Below are 17,500 nucleotides of genomic sequence, written 5' to 3'. Positions count from 1 at the left end.
ATAGGCTATAATAAAATTTACACAAATAGGTGTACAGTCCTATAGGAGAGACTTCTTCCTTCCAAACAACATCCAAATTTTCAATTTATCTGTTTCGGCAAACTTTTTGATCTATTGGTTACAAGGGATAGTATGATAAAATATTTTTAAGACATAATTAACGAAATATCACGATAATTCAATTTTCTTTGGTTAACTATCTTTACTATTTTTAACCTTTTTATATAGCTCTTTATACCTACTTACTGTATTTTTAACAGAAAAATCTTTTTTAACAATATTTAAAGATGCCTGTCCAAATTTTAACCTAAGGGTACTATCACAAATTAGTTTTTCAAGATTTTTAATAGCTTCTTCTTTCGTCTTATATAGAAAACCGTTAACATTATTTTTAACTAAATCTCTATTCCCAACACAATCAGAAAGAACCAAAGGTTTTCCTTTACACATTGCTTGTAATACTGATAAAGGCAATCCTTCCCATAGTGATGTTGAGAGATAAATATCAATGCTATTCAAATAATTGCTAACCTTTTCTTTAGGTAGCCAACCAGTTATTTCTATATTTTTGGATTTTAATTCTTCTTTTGATTCCCCGTCTCCAATCCATAAAAATTTAACATTCTTTTTATTAGAAAAATATTCAGCAATCTCATTAAATAAAATTGGATTTTTTTGATAGGTTATTCTTCCGATGGTTCCTATTATAATTATATTTTTATTTTGATCTCTTCTATAGTTTACAAATCCGCAATCAACTCCATTGTAAATGTATTCTGCATTTATCCCGTATTTTCTGAACTCTTCTGCCTCTGACCTTGAACATGCAACAACTCTACCACCTAATTTTGTAGCAAATTTTTCAAGATATACAAACATTCTCTGTTTTAATTTAGAAACATCTTTCCTAAGAAAAGAAACTCCATGAGATGTATAAATAATCTTATCTGATAAACCCAAAATCCTTGCAACAAGCCTCCCCAAAAAACCTGCTTTGGAAGAATGTAGATGTATTATATCTATATCGTTTATTTTCTTTAAAATACTCAATAATTCAAATAAGGCATTTAAATCTTTTTTAGGGTTTATTTCTCTTGTAGCATTTTGCCAATATATAAATTCTGTTCCCGGAGGGAAATCTTTTTCAAAATTTTCAGGTGTATTTTCCCGTTTACCATGAATAATTATATGTCTATATTCAGAAAGATTATTAGTTAAATCTACTAAAAAATCATAAGTACCACCAGCAAATGGTTCAACAATATGAACGATTTTCATTTTTGCCTCTTTAAAAGTTCTACTAATTTATACGGAATAAACAAAAGTAACAAATTTCTAAACAGCCCATAAAAAGCGTAAAAAGACAAATCAAAATTATCCAGTATTACTTTGATTCTACTCTTTATCTGAAGTCTCCTTTTACTTAATGAAAGTCCTGCAGGATTAACCTCACATTTTAAAAGAATCTTGTCTATATTTGCTGTTTTAAAATTCCTTACAAATCTAAAAAAATAAGCATAATCTTCTGCATTTTTTCTATCTGTTGGATAGTACCCAATAATATCAATTGCTTGTGTTCTAAACATCACTGAAGGATGGATAAACATATTATTTATAAACATTTTCTTTTTAATTTCCTCATGTTCGGTGGGGGGGGTAAAGAAAAAAATTCTTTTACCATTTTTATTAACAAACTCAACCCATGTTCCTACAAGATATATATCTGGATTCTCTTCTAAAAGCTGCTTTTGTATCTTAAACCTCTCGGGATGACAAATATCCCTACAGTCAAGCCTTGCTACATATTTGTATCTTCTTTCTTTGATAAATTGCAAACCTTGATTTAAAACGTATTCTATCCCTCTATTTTTTTTGTTGTTTAATATGTAGATATTATTTATTTGTTTATACTTATTTCGCAAATTCTCTAAATTAGGCTTGATCTTACTTCCATCATCTACAATTACAACATCTACTGGTTCTAAATCAGATATGGAAGCTAATGATTTTTCTAATCCTTCTATATCATTAAAATGAGGAATTAGAACACATATACTTTTCATTTTGAACTTTTTCTTTCAAATAATAAAGTGCGAAAATAGTTGGTATAATTGTCCAAATCTCTAAGTCAAAATATTGAAACATTAACAATGATTTAAAATAATATACAATAAAATTAAGCAATATTATGTAAGCTATAAGCTTTAATCTAAAATTAAAAAAGTAAAATTTATGAAGTTTATAAGCCATAATAAATAGCCATAATGTCCAAATTACAAATAATATAAATCCTATAAATCCTATTTGAGCAAAAAATTGCAAAAATACATTATGATAGTTTTGAACACCTCCTATTTCATTCAATCCTCCATACAAAGTCCCGATTCCTGTTCCTGTAAAAAATTTTTCTTCTATGCTTTTAATTGCATAAGTCCATAACTCTATTCTTCCAAGTACTCCATAATCTTCTATCTCTCCTGCTAATGATTTTATAGCAAGGATAAATCTGTTGAATAGAAAATTTCTTAAATTGATAGGATTGAAGATAATAATAATTAGCAAACCAAATAAACTAGATAGCATCTTTATAGATAAATTTTTTAAAATATTTTTTTCGTTATAAAAAATTAGTAACAATGCAAATATTAACAATGCTAACTGAGAAGTTCTAGAAAGAGTAAGTATAATTACAATAAAATTGACTAATACTCCAAATAATAACACGATTTTAATTTTTTTTGATACCTGAGTGTACAATATAGGAAATGCAAATGTGAGAGAAAAAGTTATCCAAGATGCTAAAAGATTTCTTCCTCCACCAAAACCCACATTTATAGATGCAATTGAAGCAATATTGGCCATTGTAGCCTTTCCTGAAGTTAAAATTAAAATTCCATACTTAGCAAATTTTAAAAGATAAGCAAAAGAAATAATTATAGACGAAACAAATGTTGATTTCGCAATAATAGCAATAGTTTTCGTAAAGTTAATACTCAACAATATAAATAAGATAAAACCTATTGTAAAATAGATAAAATATTTTATCCAAACAAAAATAGACCTATTTGGATCTACACTCCAAGTAATACTAAGCATAAACCAGATCATTAACAAAAAATAAATAATTGAAAATTGAAAATATTTTTTTGCTAATAAAAAAATTTTTATATTTGAAATCGTTAATAGCAAAATGAAGTATCCCAATATAACATAAACTAAATAATATAGTTTTATATGTTTAGCTAAAATGTATATATCTTGATAAGGATATAAAATATAAAAAAGGCTAATCAAAATTACAAATAATTGCATAATATCTCATAAAAATTTTTTGATTCAGGGAGAAAACATTAACCCTACTAATAAATATACTAAAAGCTGTTTATATCTCGGCATTTTTTCTTTCCATTCATTATCCATTTCTAATTGTATTCTTCCTACCTTAAATCTTATTGGATTCCCTGCTACTGTATGATTTTTCGAGAAAAAGATCGTTTTTTCATCTAAAAATAAACTCTCAAAATTTTCTTTAATGTTTAAAAACTTATAAAGTTTCAATAATGTATTTTTAGGATCAAAAATTAAATCTTTATATTTAATTAAGATATATTTGATATTATCAAACTCTGAAAGATTATAACTTATTTTATTAACAATACCCCATGAAACCGCACTTCTAACTATAGAATACCTGGGCATATACTCAACCCTATCTGTTATTTCGGGTCTAATCTTTTTCTTTTGCCACGAATATGCTACTGCTCGGGGATCTCTTATTAAATGGATTACATATAACTTTATTGCTGGATTTTGAGCCAATATATGAGCAAATACAGGGTGTTTAGAAGCATCTATAACAAACTCCTTCCCTGAAACATCTGATATAGCTTTATACAATGCCAGATAAACTCCATTTATAAATTTTGAATGTTTATTGTTGAGATTTTTTCTAAACAAGTAATGCCTAATTCTGCAGGTCTTTTTAAAAGCTTCTATGACGCTTTTATAATCAATTTCACCATAATATTCATGGAATCTCTTTCTCACAAGCTTCCAAAAATCACAATCGTAAAAGCTTTTTCCGCAACTACAAAGTTGATTCTCTATAAAGCTTCTCTCCCATATATGTTTAAGTTCCCCAGCAGCAAATATTTTGGGATGTTGTCCTAATATTCTTTCTAGTAAAGTACTTCCACTTCTCCCTTCACCAGCAATATAGATTACTTTAACCCTTCCATTATTTTGAATTGCTTTTGTTTGTTTTTCAACTATACTGGTCATCGAACTTTTCCCTATAAAAAGGGATATAAAAAATTGATTTGTTCAATATAGAAGCAACCTTTACACTAAAAACTATATTCCAAAAAATCATACTTATAGCACTTGCAATAGCTGCACCCACAATTCCATATGCTGGAATAAGCATCCAATTTAGTAGTATATTCAACAATGTTCCTATCAGCACAACATTTTGATGAAATTTTTGATGACCCGTCATCTGTAGTATATACCCTACACTCCCGGCAGCTGCATTTACAAATTGTCCAATTGTTAAAATCATCAATGCTAATGCTCCAGTTTTAAATTCCTCTCCAAATATGTAAAGTATCGGTTTCGGAAAGATTAAAAAAATTAGTAATACCGGAAAAGAAGTCCAAAATATCAGCTTTGTTGATTGCTGGGCAACTCTTGCAAGACCTTTGATGTCTTTCTTCCCCCAAAACTCGGCAAATTTGGGAGCGGCAATGGAGTTTATAGCTACAAGAGTAAAGCTTGTAATCATGGACAGTCTAACAGCTACATTGTAAATTCCCACTTCCTCTTCTGTTCTAAAAATACCCAGCATTATAGTATCTGTCCAGGCCATTATAAAAGCTAAAGAGCTTGACATGAGCATAGGAAAAGAAACTGAAAGTATATATCTTATGTTAATATTTTCCTTCTTTCCGCTGAGTTTCTTTAATTCCTTCCAGAGGAATACTGAGCTAAAAATAAGGGATGTAACTATACCAAGTATAAAAGCAATCAGAACAAGTTCAGTCTTCTTAAAGTTTAGAAATGTAAAACTTGTCCAAACTACAAATAGAGCTACCAAGAAAGGAAATAAATTTTGAAAAGTAGTGTACTCTTTTATTTTCTTAAACGCCCTCAAGCTCTCAGAGTTTATAAAAAGCAATGTGAAAGGTAAGACTCCAAAAGCCATCAGTCTTATATAAGGATTTAAATACTTCTTATTAAAAACACTTTCAGCCAATATAGGTGCTAAAAAATAAAGAGTTACCGAAAGGGTTAAGGAAAATGGAATAACCAGGCTTATTGATTTAAAGTATACATATTTTGCGGTTTTTCCTTTACCTTGAGCGTTATACTCGGCTATAAATCTTAGGAGTGCCGTATCAAGTCCAAGCCTTCCTATTACAGATGTTATCTGGAGAACGGTAAAATTTAAAGCAAATATACCCCAGGCAGAAGCCCCAAGATTTCTTGTTACTGTTAAAGTAAAAGCATAAGCTACCCCCATTCCAAGAATTCGTAAAATAAGAAAAGTTAACCCACCCTGGACAAGTTCTTTGAAATGTATATCTCCAGATAATTTGGTCTTTATTTTTTCTATAATTTTCGTTCCAGAGCTACCCCGATTTCTGATCAAAATTTCAATACCCTCTTGAAACATTCTCATAAATCAACAAATGTTCTTAATTCTTCTTTCCGCTCCGTTATTTTAATGTCTAAACCCTTGCTAATCTTTTTTACTTATGCCTAAACTCTTACACGTAAAATATTATAACAAAACTTCGGATTTTTAAAAGAAAAAATAAAGCTCCTTTGCGAATATTTGCCCTAAGTTAAACCTCATAAGATTATGGAAAATGAATACCTATATTCTTTTTTTCATAATCAAAAGACAGGAGCTAAGAAGTCTTAAAATAGACGGAAAAAGTTATTAACTGAGTATTTATATGACGAAATTTTTGCCTTATGTTGGTATGATTGAGAAGATTTGTTTATTTATAGATAGTGATATTAAGCGAGAAATGAAGTTAATAAATTATTGAAGATGTTTCTTGAATGAGAAAAGAGATTCAGGCATAGTGTTTCACTAATTATACCCTCTGGGCAAGAGGTTGAAAAGTATTATCAAAAAATATAAATTCAAAACCTGGGGAAGGATAGAGGGTCGGAAGGAGTTGCCGAATCTGACACGAGAGATTTCAAGATTAAGGTTACCGAAGGAGAGGTAAAGGTTTCTGTGGTAGAAGCCATTTGAGGAGTTTTCTAGGTGAGATTTAAGGAAAAGTTCTTTTTCTTTAAGCATGATGGAGTTTAGAAGGCACTGAAGGAGATAAAGAAGGATGGGCTTAAGTCCTTGAGATTTTTGCTGTTGAATAGATTTAACAATTTCTTCTAACCAGTCTTCGGAGAAAGGATAGGAGTATTTTTTAGGTATTTTTAACCCCCGTTATTAAAACTTTATTTTTTTAATTTTTTTATTCAATTTACTCTTTCTTCCCCCTTTACACAATTTTTTTTCCTGTTCCTTATTCACATGTGGTAAAGAGTTGGGAGACAAACTGGAATACACTTACAGCATTTTTCAGATATCCGTTAGAGATAAGGCGGGTTATGTATACTACAAATATTATAGAGAGTGTAAATAGCAAATTTAGGAAAGCAGCAGAAGATATATGGCAGCTATGGAGCTGGAACGTAAATGGACCAAGATTAAGGATTGGCCACATATCTACAGCCAGATAGTGATTTTATTTGAAGATAGGCTATAATAAAATTTACACAAATGGATGGACAGTCCTAGAGAAAGTGAGTAAAGGAGAGGGATAATGAGTTTACTCCTTTTAATAATTGATACTTTGGCTTTCTATATTTCTCTTCTTTTGGCTTATTACACCAGGAAAGTTTTAGATTTATCTTTATCAAAATATATTAAAGTTAGTTTTACATTACATCTGTTTTACTTCGTAAAGCTTTGGTGGATCCCATTAATTTATATTTTTTTTATAGGATATGAAGGACTTTATACTAAGCGATTACCTTTTTGGGAAGAGGCGCGTCAGATAGTTAAGGCAACAACCATTGCAGCTATCGTTACCTTTGCTATAGTATCTTTGGGAAAAATGTCAGATAAAATTTCAAGATTGGTATTAGTTTTTCTTTGGTTTTATGCATTATTTGTATTTCCATTTTTTAGGTACATTGAAAAAATCCTGTTGAGTAAGTTAAAAATTGGGAGAGAAGAAATTTTAATAATTGGTGCTGGAAATGCTGGAAAAGCTGTTGCTCGAGAGATAGAAGGAGATCGGTATTTAGGCTATCAATTGGTGGGTTTTATTGACGATAAAGTGGAAAATGGAGAAAGAGATGTAAAAGTAAACGATAAAGTTTATAAAATTTTAGGAAAAATAAGAGAATTGCCGCAAATAATTGAAAAAGACAAGGTTCAAAAAGTAATAATTGCCATTCCCTCGCTTTCTAAAGAAGATCTCTGTAAGCTCGTTAACTTCGTTCAAAGGTATGTAAAAGAGGTTTTCGTTGTGCCAGAATTAAAAGGGATAGCCTTAATGAATAGCAAAATTTACTATCTTTTTATGGAACAATTGTTTTTGTTGAAAATAAATAACAATTTACAATCAAAATTAAATCAGATGATTAAAAGAATTTTTGACTTAACTTTGGGGTTGTTAATTTTGCCTATTTTTATTCCTTTTTGTTTAGCAATAGGTATTTTAATAAAACTTGACTCTGAAGGGCCTGTGTTTTTTGTTCATAGAAGAATTGGTAAAGGTGGCAAAGAAATTAAAGTAATAAAATTTAGAACTATGTATGTAGATGCAGAAGAAAGATTAAAAAAAATTTTGGAAACTGATCCACAAGCAAAAAAAGAATGGGAAACTTATTTTAAATTAAAAAACGATCCGAGAGTAACTCGGGTTGGAAAATTTTTAAGAAAAACTTCCTTAGATGAGCTACCCCAGGTGATTAATGTGTTAATAGGAGATATGAGTTTTGTTGGTCCAAGGCCTGTGGTTAAAGAAGAGCTGGATAAATATTATAAAGAATTCGCGGAATTTTATTATATGGTTAAACCTGGTATTACTGGTTTGTGGCAGGTTAGTGGTAGAAGTAATACGGATTATAATTTTCGTGTAAAACTTGATACCTGGTATGTTCTTAATTGGTCCCTCTGGCTTGATATAATTATACTTTTTAAAACTATCAAAGTAGTTTTGAAAAGAGAAGGAGCTTATTAAGTAAGTAGTGTACAATATCTTGTGTAAGGTAAAAATTGGAGTAACCTCCTGGGGAACAAGCCCCCTTATAAGGCAGTTGTCAAGAGAATTGTGTCTGGAATTTTAAATGAAACATTTGTTTCAATGGGACAGTCCTATTTCCATTTTTACTTCCCCTCCTGCTAATTCATTTTTTAGGAGGAAGAATTTACTCCAAATGTGACATTCTAAAATAGTAATCAAGTGTGACATTTTAAATTTGTAAGCACATCTTGGTGTGGCATTTTGTTTTATGAATAATATGTGTTATATTTAAAAACAATTAACTTAAAAGATTCTTGAATGGATGTATAAAAAACCAATATAAAAAAATATTTAATTTTTTTAAGGAGAATAAGTGGTGCAGGAGAAGAACAAATTTGAAACCTACATGGAAGATGAAATAGATCTTTATGAAATATATTTAAAGCTTAAAAAACATTTTAAATTCATAGTGGGATTTGTTGTAATTGTGACATTTTTGGCTGGAATAATAAGTTTTTTTCTTTCTCCTGTATATAAATCAGAGATAGCTCTTAGAAGATCTGGAAGTATTAGTTTTGAAGAGATAAAGGCAATGGTAAATTATTTAAACAATCTTTTAAAAGATAAAGAATACGAAGAAATTAGTAAAGAGTTGAAACTATCTTTGGAAAATGTTAAAAAGATAAAAGAGATAAAATTAAAGGTTGATAGAAGAAATAAATCTAAAAATGTTTTTTCTCTTGAAGTATATACCTATGATAGAACTTTGATTCCACAAGTTATAAATAGTGTACTATCTTACATAAAGGAAAATCCATATACTCAAATGGTTACAAATCAACGGTTGAGAGAGATAGACACACGTATAAAAAATATAGAAGGAAATATTGAGAAGCTAAAAAAATTACGAACAATTTTATATAATAAGTTTGAGAATAAAAGAGAGCTGTATCTTGGCTTTAATCCTGTGGAAATTGAAGAGAAAATTATAGATTTACAGGCAAGAATTGAGCGGTTAAAATTGGAAAAGGAGTTTGTAAGGAAGGTTCTTGTGCCCCTGAATGATCCTATTATCCCTGATAAACCTTACAAGCCTAAAAGAGTTCTCATAATTGCTGTAACATTTATTTCTTCTCTTTTTATGGCAGTTTTTCTTGCTTTATTTATGGAATGGCTTTCAGAAGCAAGGAAGTACCATAATATAAGTTAGAAAAATAATAGAATTTAGAGAATAAAAATTTACTCTTAAGATTGAATATACTGATTGTTTCTGGTGCCGAGGGCGGGAGTCGAACCCGCACGGGGTCATCCCCCAGCGGATTTTGAGTCCGCCGCGTCTTCCAGTTCCGCCACCTCGGCTATTTTACAATATACATTTTAATATTTTAATAAAATTTGAAATTTTAGCAAGACCTATTATACTTATAGAAAATTCTCAGAAAATAAAAATTTTTATAAAGGGGTGATTTTATGGCAGGACATTCCCATTGGGCACAAATTAAAAGAAAAAAAGCAGCTCAAGATGCTAAAAGAGGTCAGCTTTTTACTAAGCTTATTAGAGAAATTATAGTAGCTGTTAGAACAGGAGGTGGTGGAGATCCAGAACTAAACCCCAGACTTAGAGCTGCCATTCAATCAGCTCGTGCGGTTAATATGCCTAAGGAAAATATAGAAAGGGCTATTAAAAAAGCTCTTGGTTTAGAAGAAGGAACTCATTATGAAGAAGCTACTTTTGAAGGATATGGTCCTGGTGGAGTAGCTATTTTAATTAAGGCCATTACAGATAACAGAAGAAGAACAGTTTCTGAATTAAGACACCTTTTTAGTAAACACGGTGGAAACCTGGCTGAACCAGGTGCAGTAGCCTGGATTTTTGAACAGAAGGGTCTTATAGTGGTTCCTAAGGAAGATGAAGAAAAAGTTTTGGAAATTGCTATAGAAAAAGGTGCTGAAGATACTAAAGAATATGAAAGTGAAATAGAAATAATCACTGAACCTTCTCAATTTGAAGAAATTAAAAAATCCTTAGAGGATGCTGGAATTAAAATAATTTCTGCTAAGGTTACCATGGTTCCTAAGACAACCGTTCCTGTGCAGGATGAATCCACAGCAGGTACACTTTTAAAATTAATGGAAGCTTTAGAAGAACATGATGATGTGCAACAAGTTTATGCTAATTTTGATATCCCTGAAAATATAATGGAAAATTTAAATAAATGAAAATTTTAGGCATAGATCCAGGTCTTAACAATCTGGCTTATGCATTTTTAGAAGTAGAAAAAAGTTTTTATAAATTAAAAGATTGGCAAACCTTTAATACAAAAAATTTGAAAAATATAAGTGATAAGTTAGTTTATTTGTATAATGGTTTAAAAAATATAATAGAAAATTATCAGCCTGATTATATAGCTTTAGAGGAGGTTTTTGCTAAAACTTATCCCACTGCTTCAGCCAAACTGGCACAGGCTCAGGCTATAGTTTTGCTGATTGCAGGTTTATATAAAATACCGGTTAAAATTTATCACCCTTCTGAGATTAAAAAAATTTTTACTCAAAATGGAAAAGCTAAAAAAGATGCTATTTCCAGAGTTTTTAATCTGTTTTTTAAAAATGGAATCCTTGAAGTGGAAACTTTACAAAAAGAGGATGATCATAAGATAGATGCCTTAGCCCTGGCTTTGCTTTTAGCTTTAGAGTTGAGAGGTTAAAATGTTTTATGCTATTAAAGGCTATGTTAGAGCGGTAAATCCTCCTAACAAACTTCTTCTTCAAACTCAGAGTTTTTTAACATGGGAAATTTTACTTCCTTTAAATATAGTAGAATTAATAAGAAATAATTTTTTAGAAAAGGAAATAGAGCTTTATATAGTTCCCATAATAAGAAAAAATGAATATATAGAACTTTATGGCTTCTTAGAAAAAGAAGAAAGAGAATTATTTCTTAAACTAAATACTATTTCCAAAATAGGACCTAAGCTTGCTTTAAATATGCTTTCTGTTTTTTCTCCTGAAACTTTAAGAAGATTGATTCTGGAAAAAAATATTCAAGAACTGGCTAAGGTTCCAGGAATAGGCCCTAAAAGAGCAGAAAAACTCTATTTAGAACTTAAAAATCTTTTTATAAAAACTCCTTTCAAAGGGATAACCTTGCCTGTTGAAAAAGAAATGCTTTTGGAAGAGGCTAAGGGTTGTCTTATTAGTTTAGGTTTTAATAGTAGAGAGATTGAAAAAATTTTATACAAAGTCTTTACCGAAGATGATACTTTGGATACATTGATTAAAAAAGCTTTAAAAGAACTTGCACCCAAATTAAAAGAAGAGACTTTTAAATAAAGAGGAGGAATTTATGGAGCCATTTAAATACTTTTTAAAACCTGAAGAAGTAATTTTGGTTATAATAGATATTCAAGAAAAACTTGTAAAAGCTATGCCTGAAGATATAGCGAAAATAGTAATACAAAACAATATTATTCTTATAGAACTTTGCAAAATTTACAATATTCCTATTTTGCTTACAGAGCAGTATCCCAAAGGATTAGGTCAAACTGTTGAAGAAATCAAAAGAGTTTTACCCGAATATGAACCCATAGAAAAAATAACTTTTAATTCCTGTTTAGAGCCTAAATTTATGGAAAAGTTGGAGAAAAATAACAGAAAAAAAGTAATTTTAACAGGTATAGAAACACATATCTGCGTTTATCAAACTGCCTTAGATTTATTAAATAAAGATTATATAGTTTATCTTCCCAAGGATGCTGTTTGTAGTAGAAAAAAACAAAATTGGGAAACCGGGCTTATGCTTGTATCTTTAGCAGGAGGAGTGGTAGCTGATACAGAAACCTTGATTTTCCAGGTATTGGAAAGAGCAGGAACAGAAGAGTTTAAAAAAATGGTGAAATATATAAAATAAAAAAAATACGTTATGCTTCTTGAAATTTTTAAATTATAGCTTTAAAATGCCAAAATTATGGAAAAAAATATAATTAAAGATTTTTCAAAAACTTGGACAAGACTTAAATTTAAAATATATCCTATATATCGCTGGTTTTTAAATTTATCTTTGTACTGGAAAGTAGGGTTTATTATTGGATCCTGTTTTTTTATAAATCTTTTTATTGCTTTTTATTTTTATTTTTTACTTTATAAAACTACAAATTTACAAAAACAAGTTCCCTACGAATACGAACTTTTAACAACTAAGGCTTTAATTTATATTAATCAACAAAAAACTTCCCGTAATTTTTTTACTCTTAAAGAGAATTTAAAAAAATTTTTACCAGTTTTGGATAAAGCTATTTATGAATATCCTCAGCTTGAATCTCATATTAGAGAAATAAGGAACATCTTATCTCAAAAAACATCTTCCTATGATTTAAATGATTTAAAAACTTTAGAAAAGGATTTTTTAGAAATAAATAAATTTTTCAACAATAGAAGAATCACTTTTGAGAAACGTATAGAAAAGTATAGAAAGATATTAAACTATCTAAAATATATTATGTTTTTTGTAATGATTGTATTTTTAACATGGGGAACTTGGGCATTTTATTATATGGTGAAAAAACCCTTAGACAGGATTTCAGAGAGACTGGACAATTTGATGGAAGAAAAAGAAGATTTTTGGATAGAAGATGCTCAATCTTGTATATTTGAATATCCAGCTCAAGATGAAATAGGGAAATTAATAACCAAGGTGAATGAGATTATTAAAAATTTTAGAACACTTGCTTTGTTTAAGCATACTATTGAAAATGATGAAACTCCAGATCTGGTTTATGAAAGATTGGGTTATTATTTGCAACATATATTAAATATTGATTCAGTTATTATTTACGAGGTTTCCAATTCTCAAAATACTATGCGACCTGTATATGTTTCTCGTGAAGATCTGGATTATCCCTCAGAAAAGCTTTTTAATGCTAATAGATGTAGAGCCAAAAGGACAGGACAAACAGTAACCTCTTTAGAATTTCCTGATATTTGCAAGATTTTTCCATTTAAAGATGAATTTGATTATTATTGTATTCCCATGATGTATGGAGGACAATGTATAGGTATAATAGAAATTCACATTCCCAAGAACAAGTCCTTAGAAGAGAAAAATCAGTTAAAAGAAAAACTAAGGAAGGTTAAAGCATTTATAAAAGAAGCTATTCCTGTAATAGAAGCTAAAAGATATGCTCAGAGTTTGAAAGAACAAAGTTTCAAAGATGCACTCACAGGGTTATACAACAGACATTTTCTGGAAGCTACTTTAGAAAATTTAGTGGCTCAGGTTTTAAGAAGACGAACAACCTTGGGTATTCTTATGTGTGATTTGGATTATTTTAAGTCTGTAAACGATAAATATGGGCATGATGCAGGAGATATAATTTTAAAAGAAACTGCCAGGCTTTTAGCTTCTAATGTAAGAAAATCAGATATAGTGGTTAGATTTGGAGGAGAAGAATTTTTAATACTTTTAGTAGATGTTAAAGAAGGAGAAAGTGTAAAAATAGCTGAAAAATTGAGAAAAATTATAGAAACTACCGATTTTAAAATACCTCAAGGTGTAATAAAAAGGACTATTTCTATAGGAGTATCAGAATTTCCTGTAGATACCTCGGCTATATGGGAAGCAATAAAATATGCAGATGTTGCCCTTTATAAAGCTAAAGAACTTGGAAGAAACAGGGTTGTAAGATTTAAAAAAGAATTCTGGACTGATGAAAATTATTGATTCTTGGTAATTATAGGTATAAGTAAAAAAGCTGGTAAAGAAACAAAAAAAGTAAAGGTAAAAAACCAGGTATATCCCAAGTAAGTAGCTCCTAATCCTGCTAAACTTCTTGATAAGGTAAGAGATAAGCTGAAAAGAGTAGAAAAAACCGCATATTGAGTAGAGGAAAATTCTTTTTTACAAAGACCAGTTAAAAAAGTTAAAAAAGCAGCAGTGCCAAGTCCACCTGTAAAGCTTTCAAAAAAAGAAGCAAAATAAACTGTTTCCTTAGGAAATTGAGGCAGAGACGCCAAAGCATAGCCTAAGTTGGATAAAGATTGCAAAAATCCGAGGATAAAAAGAGACTTCCTTATACTCCAGAGACTTGAAAGATAACCTCCTAAAAGAGAACCTAAAATTGTTAACACACTTCCTATCATTCCAGATATAAATCCTATTTCAAGCCTGCTAAATCCTTTATCTACCCAAAAAGGATAAACCATGGCTCCAAGAAGGGCATCTCCTATTTTATAAGTAAACACAAAAAGAAGAAGGTAAAAAGCCTTTTCTCTTTTTAAAATCTCTTTAAAAGGTTCTATAAATTGAGCTTTTAAAGAAAGATCACCTTTATTAGCTTGGGTTTTTAAAAAACTGTTTAAAATTAAAAAAATACCAGCTAAAAAAGCAGTAATACTGATTATATAAAAAATGGGTTTAAATCCTAAATAATGACTCAGAGCAACAGCACCTCCTCCACAAATAATGAGAGATACTCTATAGGCAGAAATACGAAAACCATTGGCTTTTCCAAAGAATTTGGGAGGTATCCATTCTACTACAAAACCATCAGCTGAGGTATCAAATAAAGTAGAAAAAAAGGTTAACCCCAAGAGAAAAAGGAAGAATAAATGCTCAGCAGGAGAAAAAAAAGAAAGGGCTAAAATATTTAAAGAAATTCCTATTAAAGAAATTCCCATCCAAAAATTTTTATAAAAATATCTGTCTATAAGAGGAGCAAAAAGAAGTCTTAAACTCCAAGGAAGTCCTGCTATAGAAAAAAAACCTATAGTGGCAAGAGATACCCCCTTGGTTCTTAAAAAGACAGGTATAAAAGTATAAAAAAAACCAAAAGGAAGCCCTGAAAAGAAATAAATAAAGCTTATATAAAAAAGTTTTTTATTAAATTTTTCAGACATTTTTTAATTTAAAAATCCGCTAAAATAATTTAAAAAAGACATTATAATACATTTTTTGAAAAAAATAATTTTAAGTTTACTAATTTTGCAGGAGGAGAAAATTGTATTATGAAATTGTTTTAAAGGTACCTAATAAAAATAATTTAGGAGAATTAATAGAAGAATTTTTATATGAACATTTTACTCAGGGTTGGGAAATCACAGAGGAAAAAAATATGATAATTTTTAAGATTTATGCAAAAGAAAGAGACCCTGAAATAGATAATTTGGAAAAATTTTTAGCAAAACATTTAGATATAGAGGTAGAATATAGACTTATTAAAGAAGAAAATTGGGCAGAGGTTTGGAAAGCCAATTTTAGACCTATTAAATTAGGGAAAAATCTGGTAGTTATTCCTCCTTGGGAAAAATATGAGTCTTATTCTGAAGAAATAGTTATAATTATAGAACCTGCTCAAGCTTTTGGAACCGGACATCATCCCACAACCCAGATGATGCTTGAAAATATAGAAAATTATGCAGAAAAATTTGGTAAAGGATTTTTAAAAATACTGGATTTGGGATGTGGAACAGGTATTCTTGGAATAGCCTGTGCTAAACTTATATCAAATTGCAAAATATGGGCTGTGGATATAGATGAAGAAGCTATAAAAGCATGTAAATATAATGTAAAATTAAATCAGGTGCAGGAAAAATTTTTCATTCAAAAAGAGATTCCTGAAGAGAAGTTTGATCTTATTTTAGCAAATATAGGATATAGGGAGCTTAAAAATTTAGCTTCCTCAATAAAAAAGCATTCTAAAAAAGATAGAACTCATGTATTTTTAACAGGTATTTTAAATGAGGATGCAGAGAAAATAGAAAAACTTTATAGAAATTTAGGATATCAATTAGTAAAAAAACAAAGCGAAAAAGAATGGGCTTTTCTCTGGATGAAGCTTTAATTACACAAAGAATGGCGTATTTTTCTTGCCAAGGCTTTAATTTCTTGTATTTTTTGCCAGTCAGGTCTTTTTAAAGCAGGGAAAATAGTATTGTTATGGAAAATAGGATCTTCATCTATAGGATAACGGGAAGTAATTTTGGCTTTTTCAAAAAAAGGAGTCCCTGGAATTGGAGAAAATTCAGCTAAATAAGGAGGAACTCTCTTTTCTGCCAAAAATAAAAGTCCTTTTTTCACCTCTTCAAAATTTTCCTCTGGAATACCATAAAGAAAATACGCCCCTAATTCCTTTTCTTTAAAGCCAGCTTCTTTTAAATAAGCTACAGCTTGCAAAAATTCTTCAATGCTTACTTTGTTATCAAAACGGTTTTCCACCCTTTCAAGCCCAATTCTAATAGTTTTAAAACCTGCCTTTTTTAAAAGATGAGCTACCTCTTTATTAACAAATCTGGCATGAATAGCATTAGGAGTATGAAAACGAAGGATTAAATTATGGTTTATAATATTTTCAAGAATTAATCTGAGATGATTCTCAAAGTTAAATAAAAGGGCATCATCATAAAAGGCGAAATCAACTACTTTATAAGTTTTATGCCAGAATAAAATCTCCTTAAAAATTTCTTCAGGATTTCTTGGTTCAAATTTAGGATAAAGTCTTTTAGAAGCACAATAGGGACAATTAAAAGGGCATCCTAAACTTGTCATTATTATTACATAAGGGATACAGCTCTGTAAATCAAAAATGGGATAGTCATGCTTATGGGGTTCTTTAGAAGGAGGATACAATTTTAATAGTTGATTTAGAAAATCCTCATGATGCTCTGTTACAATAAAGATAGGATAATCAGAGTAATGATTTTCTATCAAACTTTTTAAGTGATTATAACAGAGTTTGGCATAAATGCCTCCTATATAAATAGGGGTTTCAGGATAATGAGAAGTTAAAAACTTTATAAGTGCTATAAGTCCTGGATACCAGTAAGTAAGGGTGCAGGTTATAAGAATAGCTTTAAATTTTATAGATTTTAGAATGTTTTTTAAAATCTTAAGAGGTAGTCCATAGCGATAAAACTTTCTTGGAACATCTTGAAAATAAACAGGCTTTGGGAAGAATTCTTTGTAAAAATGTCCTGTCCCAAAACTTTTTCTTTTAGGTTTTTTAGGAAGTTCTGGATGAAAAGGATCTAAAAGGTCTAAATAATAAATAGAATATCCAAGTTTTCTTAGTTTGCCTCCGATAAAAAGAAGTCCATAAGGTTTAAGCCAGAAATCATAAGCTGCAAAATCATAAATCCAGGGATTAAGAAGAAGAAAATCAAAAGTCATCTAAACTTTGAAATTTGCAATTTAGTTACATGTTTTTGATTTGGATTTTTAATTTAAACCAAAAATT

At 29.7% G+C, this 17,500-nt stretch carries 16 protein-coding genes and 1 tRNA gene; 9 read left to right on the top strand and 8 right to left on the bottom strand.

Annotation, left to right across the window (positions count from 1 at the left end):
• Positions 1-192: 192 nt before the first annotated feature.
• The 5 genes from CC87_RS03890 to CC87_RS03870 all read right to left on the bottom strand — a co-directional run bounded on the left by CC87_RS03890 (position 193) and on the right by CC87_RS03870 (position 5,680).
• Positions 193-1,278, bottom strand: a complete 1,086-nt coding sequence (locus CC87_RS03890) for a glycosyltransferase (protein ID WP_038056395.1) — start codon at positions 1,276-1,278, stop codon at positions 193-195.
• On the bottom strand, positions 1,275-2,063 hold the full coding sequence (locus CC87_RS03885) for a glycosyltransferase (protein ID WP_038056393.1): 789 nt from the start codon (positions 2,061-2,063) through the stop codon (positions 1,275-1,277). The genes CC87_RS03890 and CC87_RS03885 overlap by 4 nt, the downstream gene beginning before the upstream one ends.
• On the bottom strand, positions 2,029-3,096 hold the full coding sequence (locus CC87_RS03880; RefSeq protein ID WP_169740259.1) for an O-antigen ligase family protein: 1,068 nt from the start codon (positions 3,094-3,096) through the stop codon (positions 2,029-2,031). Before CC87_RS03880 ends, CC87_RS03885 begins: the two co-directional genes overlap by 35 nt.
• A 240-nt stretch (positions 3,097-3,336) precedes the next feature.
• Positions 3,337-4,281 carry a sulfotransferase family protein gene (locus CC87_RS03875; RefSeq protein WP_038056389.1) on the bottom strand — a complete coding sequence of 315 codons (945 nt, stop codon included), beginning with the start codon at positions 4,279-4,281 and terminating at the stop codon, positions 3,337-3,339.
• Positions 4,265-5,680, bottom strand: coding sequence for a flippase (locus CC87_RS03870; RefSeq protein WP_038056387.1), 1,416 nt, complete (start codon positions 5,678-5,680; stop codon positions 4,265-4,267). The genes CC87_RS03875 and CC87_RS03870 overlap by 17 nt, the downstream gene beginning before the upstream one ends.
• 869 nt (positions 5,681-6,549) lie before the next feature.
• On the opposite strand from CC87_RS03870, the gene CC87_RS09410 reads away from it, so the two are divergent.
• The 3 genes from CC87_RS09410 (at position 6,550) to CC87_RS03860 (ending at position 9,480) form a co-directional block, all read left to right on the top strand.
• A complete protein-coding gene (locus tag CC87_RS09410) occupies positions 6,550-6,756 on the top strand; it encodes a transposase (RefSeq protein ID WP_169740258.1) in 207 nt (68 codons plus the stop codon).
• A gap of 83 nt (positions 6,757-6,839) precedes the next feature.
• Positions 6,840-8,267, top strand: coding sequence for a sugar transferase (locus CC87_RS03865; RefSeq protein ID WP_038056385.1), 1,428 nt, complete (start codon positions 6,840-6,842; stop codon positions 8,265-8,267).
• A gap of 379 nt (positions 8,268-8,646) precedes the next feature.
• The gene (locus CC87_RS03860; RefSeq protein WP_038056383.1) at positions 8,647-9,480 is read left to right on the top strand and encodes a Wzz/FepE/Etk N-terminal domain-containing protein; all 834 of its coding nucleotides are present in this window, start codon (positions 8,647-8,649) and stop codon (positions 9,478-9,480) included.
• Positions 9,481-9,541: 61 nt separating this feature from the next.
• Here the strand turns inward: CC87_RS03860 and CC87_RS03855 are convergent.
• Positions 9,542-9,629 (bottom strand) — tRNA-Leu (locus tag CC87_RS03855).
• 111 nt (positions 9,630-9,740) lie between these two features.
• On the opposite strand from CC87_RS03855, the gene CC87_RS03850 reads away from it, so the two are divergent.
• From CC87_RS03850 to CC87_RS08610, 5 genes are read left to right on the top strand one after another with little or no spacing between them, the layout of a single operon-like run.
• Positions 9,741-10,490, top strand: coding sequence for a YebC/PmpR family DNA-binding transcriptional regulator (locus CC87_RS03850; RefSeq protein WP_038056381.1), 750 nt, complete (start codon positions 9,741-9,743; stop codon positions 10,488-10,490).
• Positions 10,487-10,978: a crossover junction endodeoxyribonuclease RuvC gene (locus CC87_RS03845; RefSeq protein WP_038056379.1), complete on the top strand. Its 492-nt coding sequence runs from the start codon at positions 10,487-10,489 to the stop codon at positions 10,976-10,978. Before CC87_RS03850 ends, CC87_RS03845 begins: the two co-directional genes overlap by 4 nt.
• A 1-nt stretch (position 10,979) precedes the next feature.
• The gene (ruvA, locus tag CC87_RS03840; protein WP_051920535.1) at positions 10,980-11,603 is read left to right on the top strand and encodes a Holliday junction branch migration protein RuvA; all 624 of its coding nucleotides are present in this window, start codon (positions 10,980-10,982) and stop codon (positions 11,601-11,603) included.
• Positions 11,604-11,616: 13 nt separating this feature from the next.
• Positions 11,617-12,180, top strand: a complete 564-nt coding sequence (locus tag CC87_RS03835) for an isochorismatase family protein (RefSeq protein ID WP_038056377.1) — start codon at positions 11,617-11,619, stop codon at positions 12,178-12,180.
• A gap of 57 nt (positions 12,181-12,237) precedes the next feature.
• Positions 12,238-13,989, top strand: a complete 1,752-nt coding sequence (locus CC87_RS08610) for a GGDEF domain-containing protein (RefSeq protein WP_051920533.1) — start codon at positions 12,238-12,240, stop codon at positions 13,987-13,989.
• Here the strand turns inward: CC87_RS08610 and CC87_RS03825 are convergent.
• Positions 13,983-15,164 (bottom strand): MFS transporter, encoded by a 1,182-nt coding sequence (locus CC87_RS03825; protein ID WP_038056375.1) that lies wholly within the window; start codon positions 15,162-15,164, stop codon positions 13,983-13,985. The genes CC87_RS08610 and CC87_RS03825 overlap by 7 nt on opposite strands.
• 101 nt (positions 15,165-15,265) lie before the next feature.
• Between CC87_RS03825 and CC87_RS03820 the strand changes: the two genes are divergently transcribed.
• Complete coding sequence (locus CC87_RS03820) at positions 15,266-16,108, top strand: 50S ribosomal protein L11 methyltransferase (RefSeq protein WP_038056373.1); 843 nt, start codon at positions 15,266-15,268, stop codon at positions 16,106-16,108.
• On the opposite strand, the gene CC87_RS03815 is transcribed toward CC87_RS03820, so the two are convergent.
• Positions 16,105-17,433 carry a B12-binding domain-containing radical SAM protein gene (locus tag CC87_RS03815; RefSeq protein WP_038056371.1) on the bottom strand — a complete coding sequence of 443 codons (1,329 nt, stop codon included), beginning with the start codon at positions 17,431-17,433 and terminating at the stop codon, positions 16,105-16,107. The two genes, CC87_RS03820 and CC87_RS03815, sit on opposite strands and share 4 nt — an antisense overlap.
• Between the last annotated feature and the right edge of the window lie 67 nt (positions 17,434-17,500).

This window comes from Thermodesulfobacterium hydrogeniphilum, assembly GCF_000746255.1.
GTDB classification, from domain to species: Bacteria; Desulfobacterota; Thermodesulfobacteria; order Thermodesulfobacteriales; family Thermodesulfobacteriaceae; genus Thermodesulfobacterium; species Thermodesulfobacterium hydrogeniphilum.
Note: the sequence above shows the minus strand (reverse complement) of the source record. Positions and strands in the feature narration are given on the sequence as shown.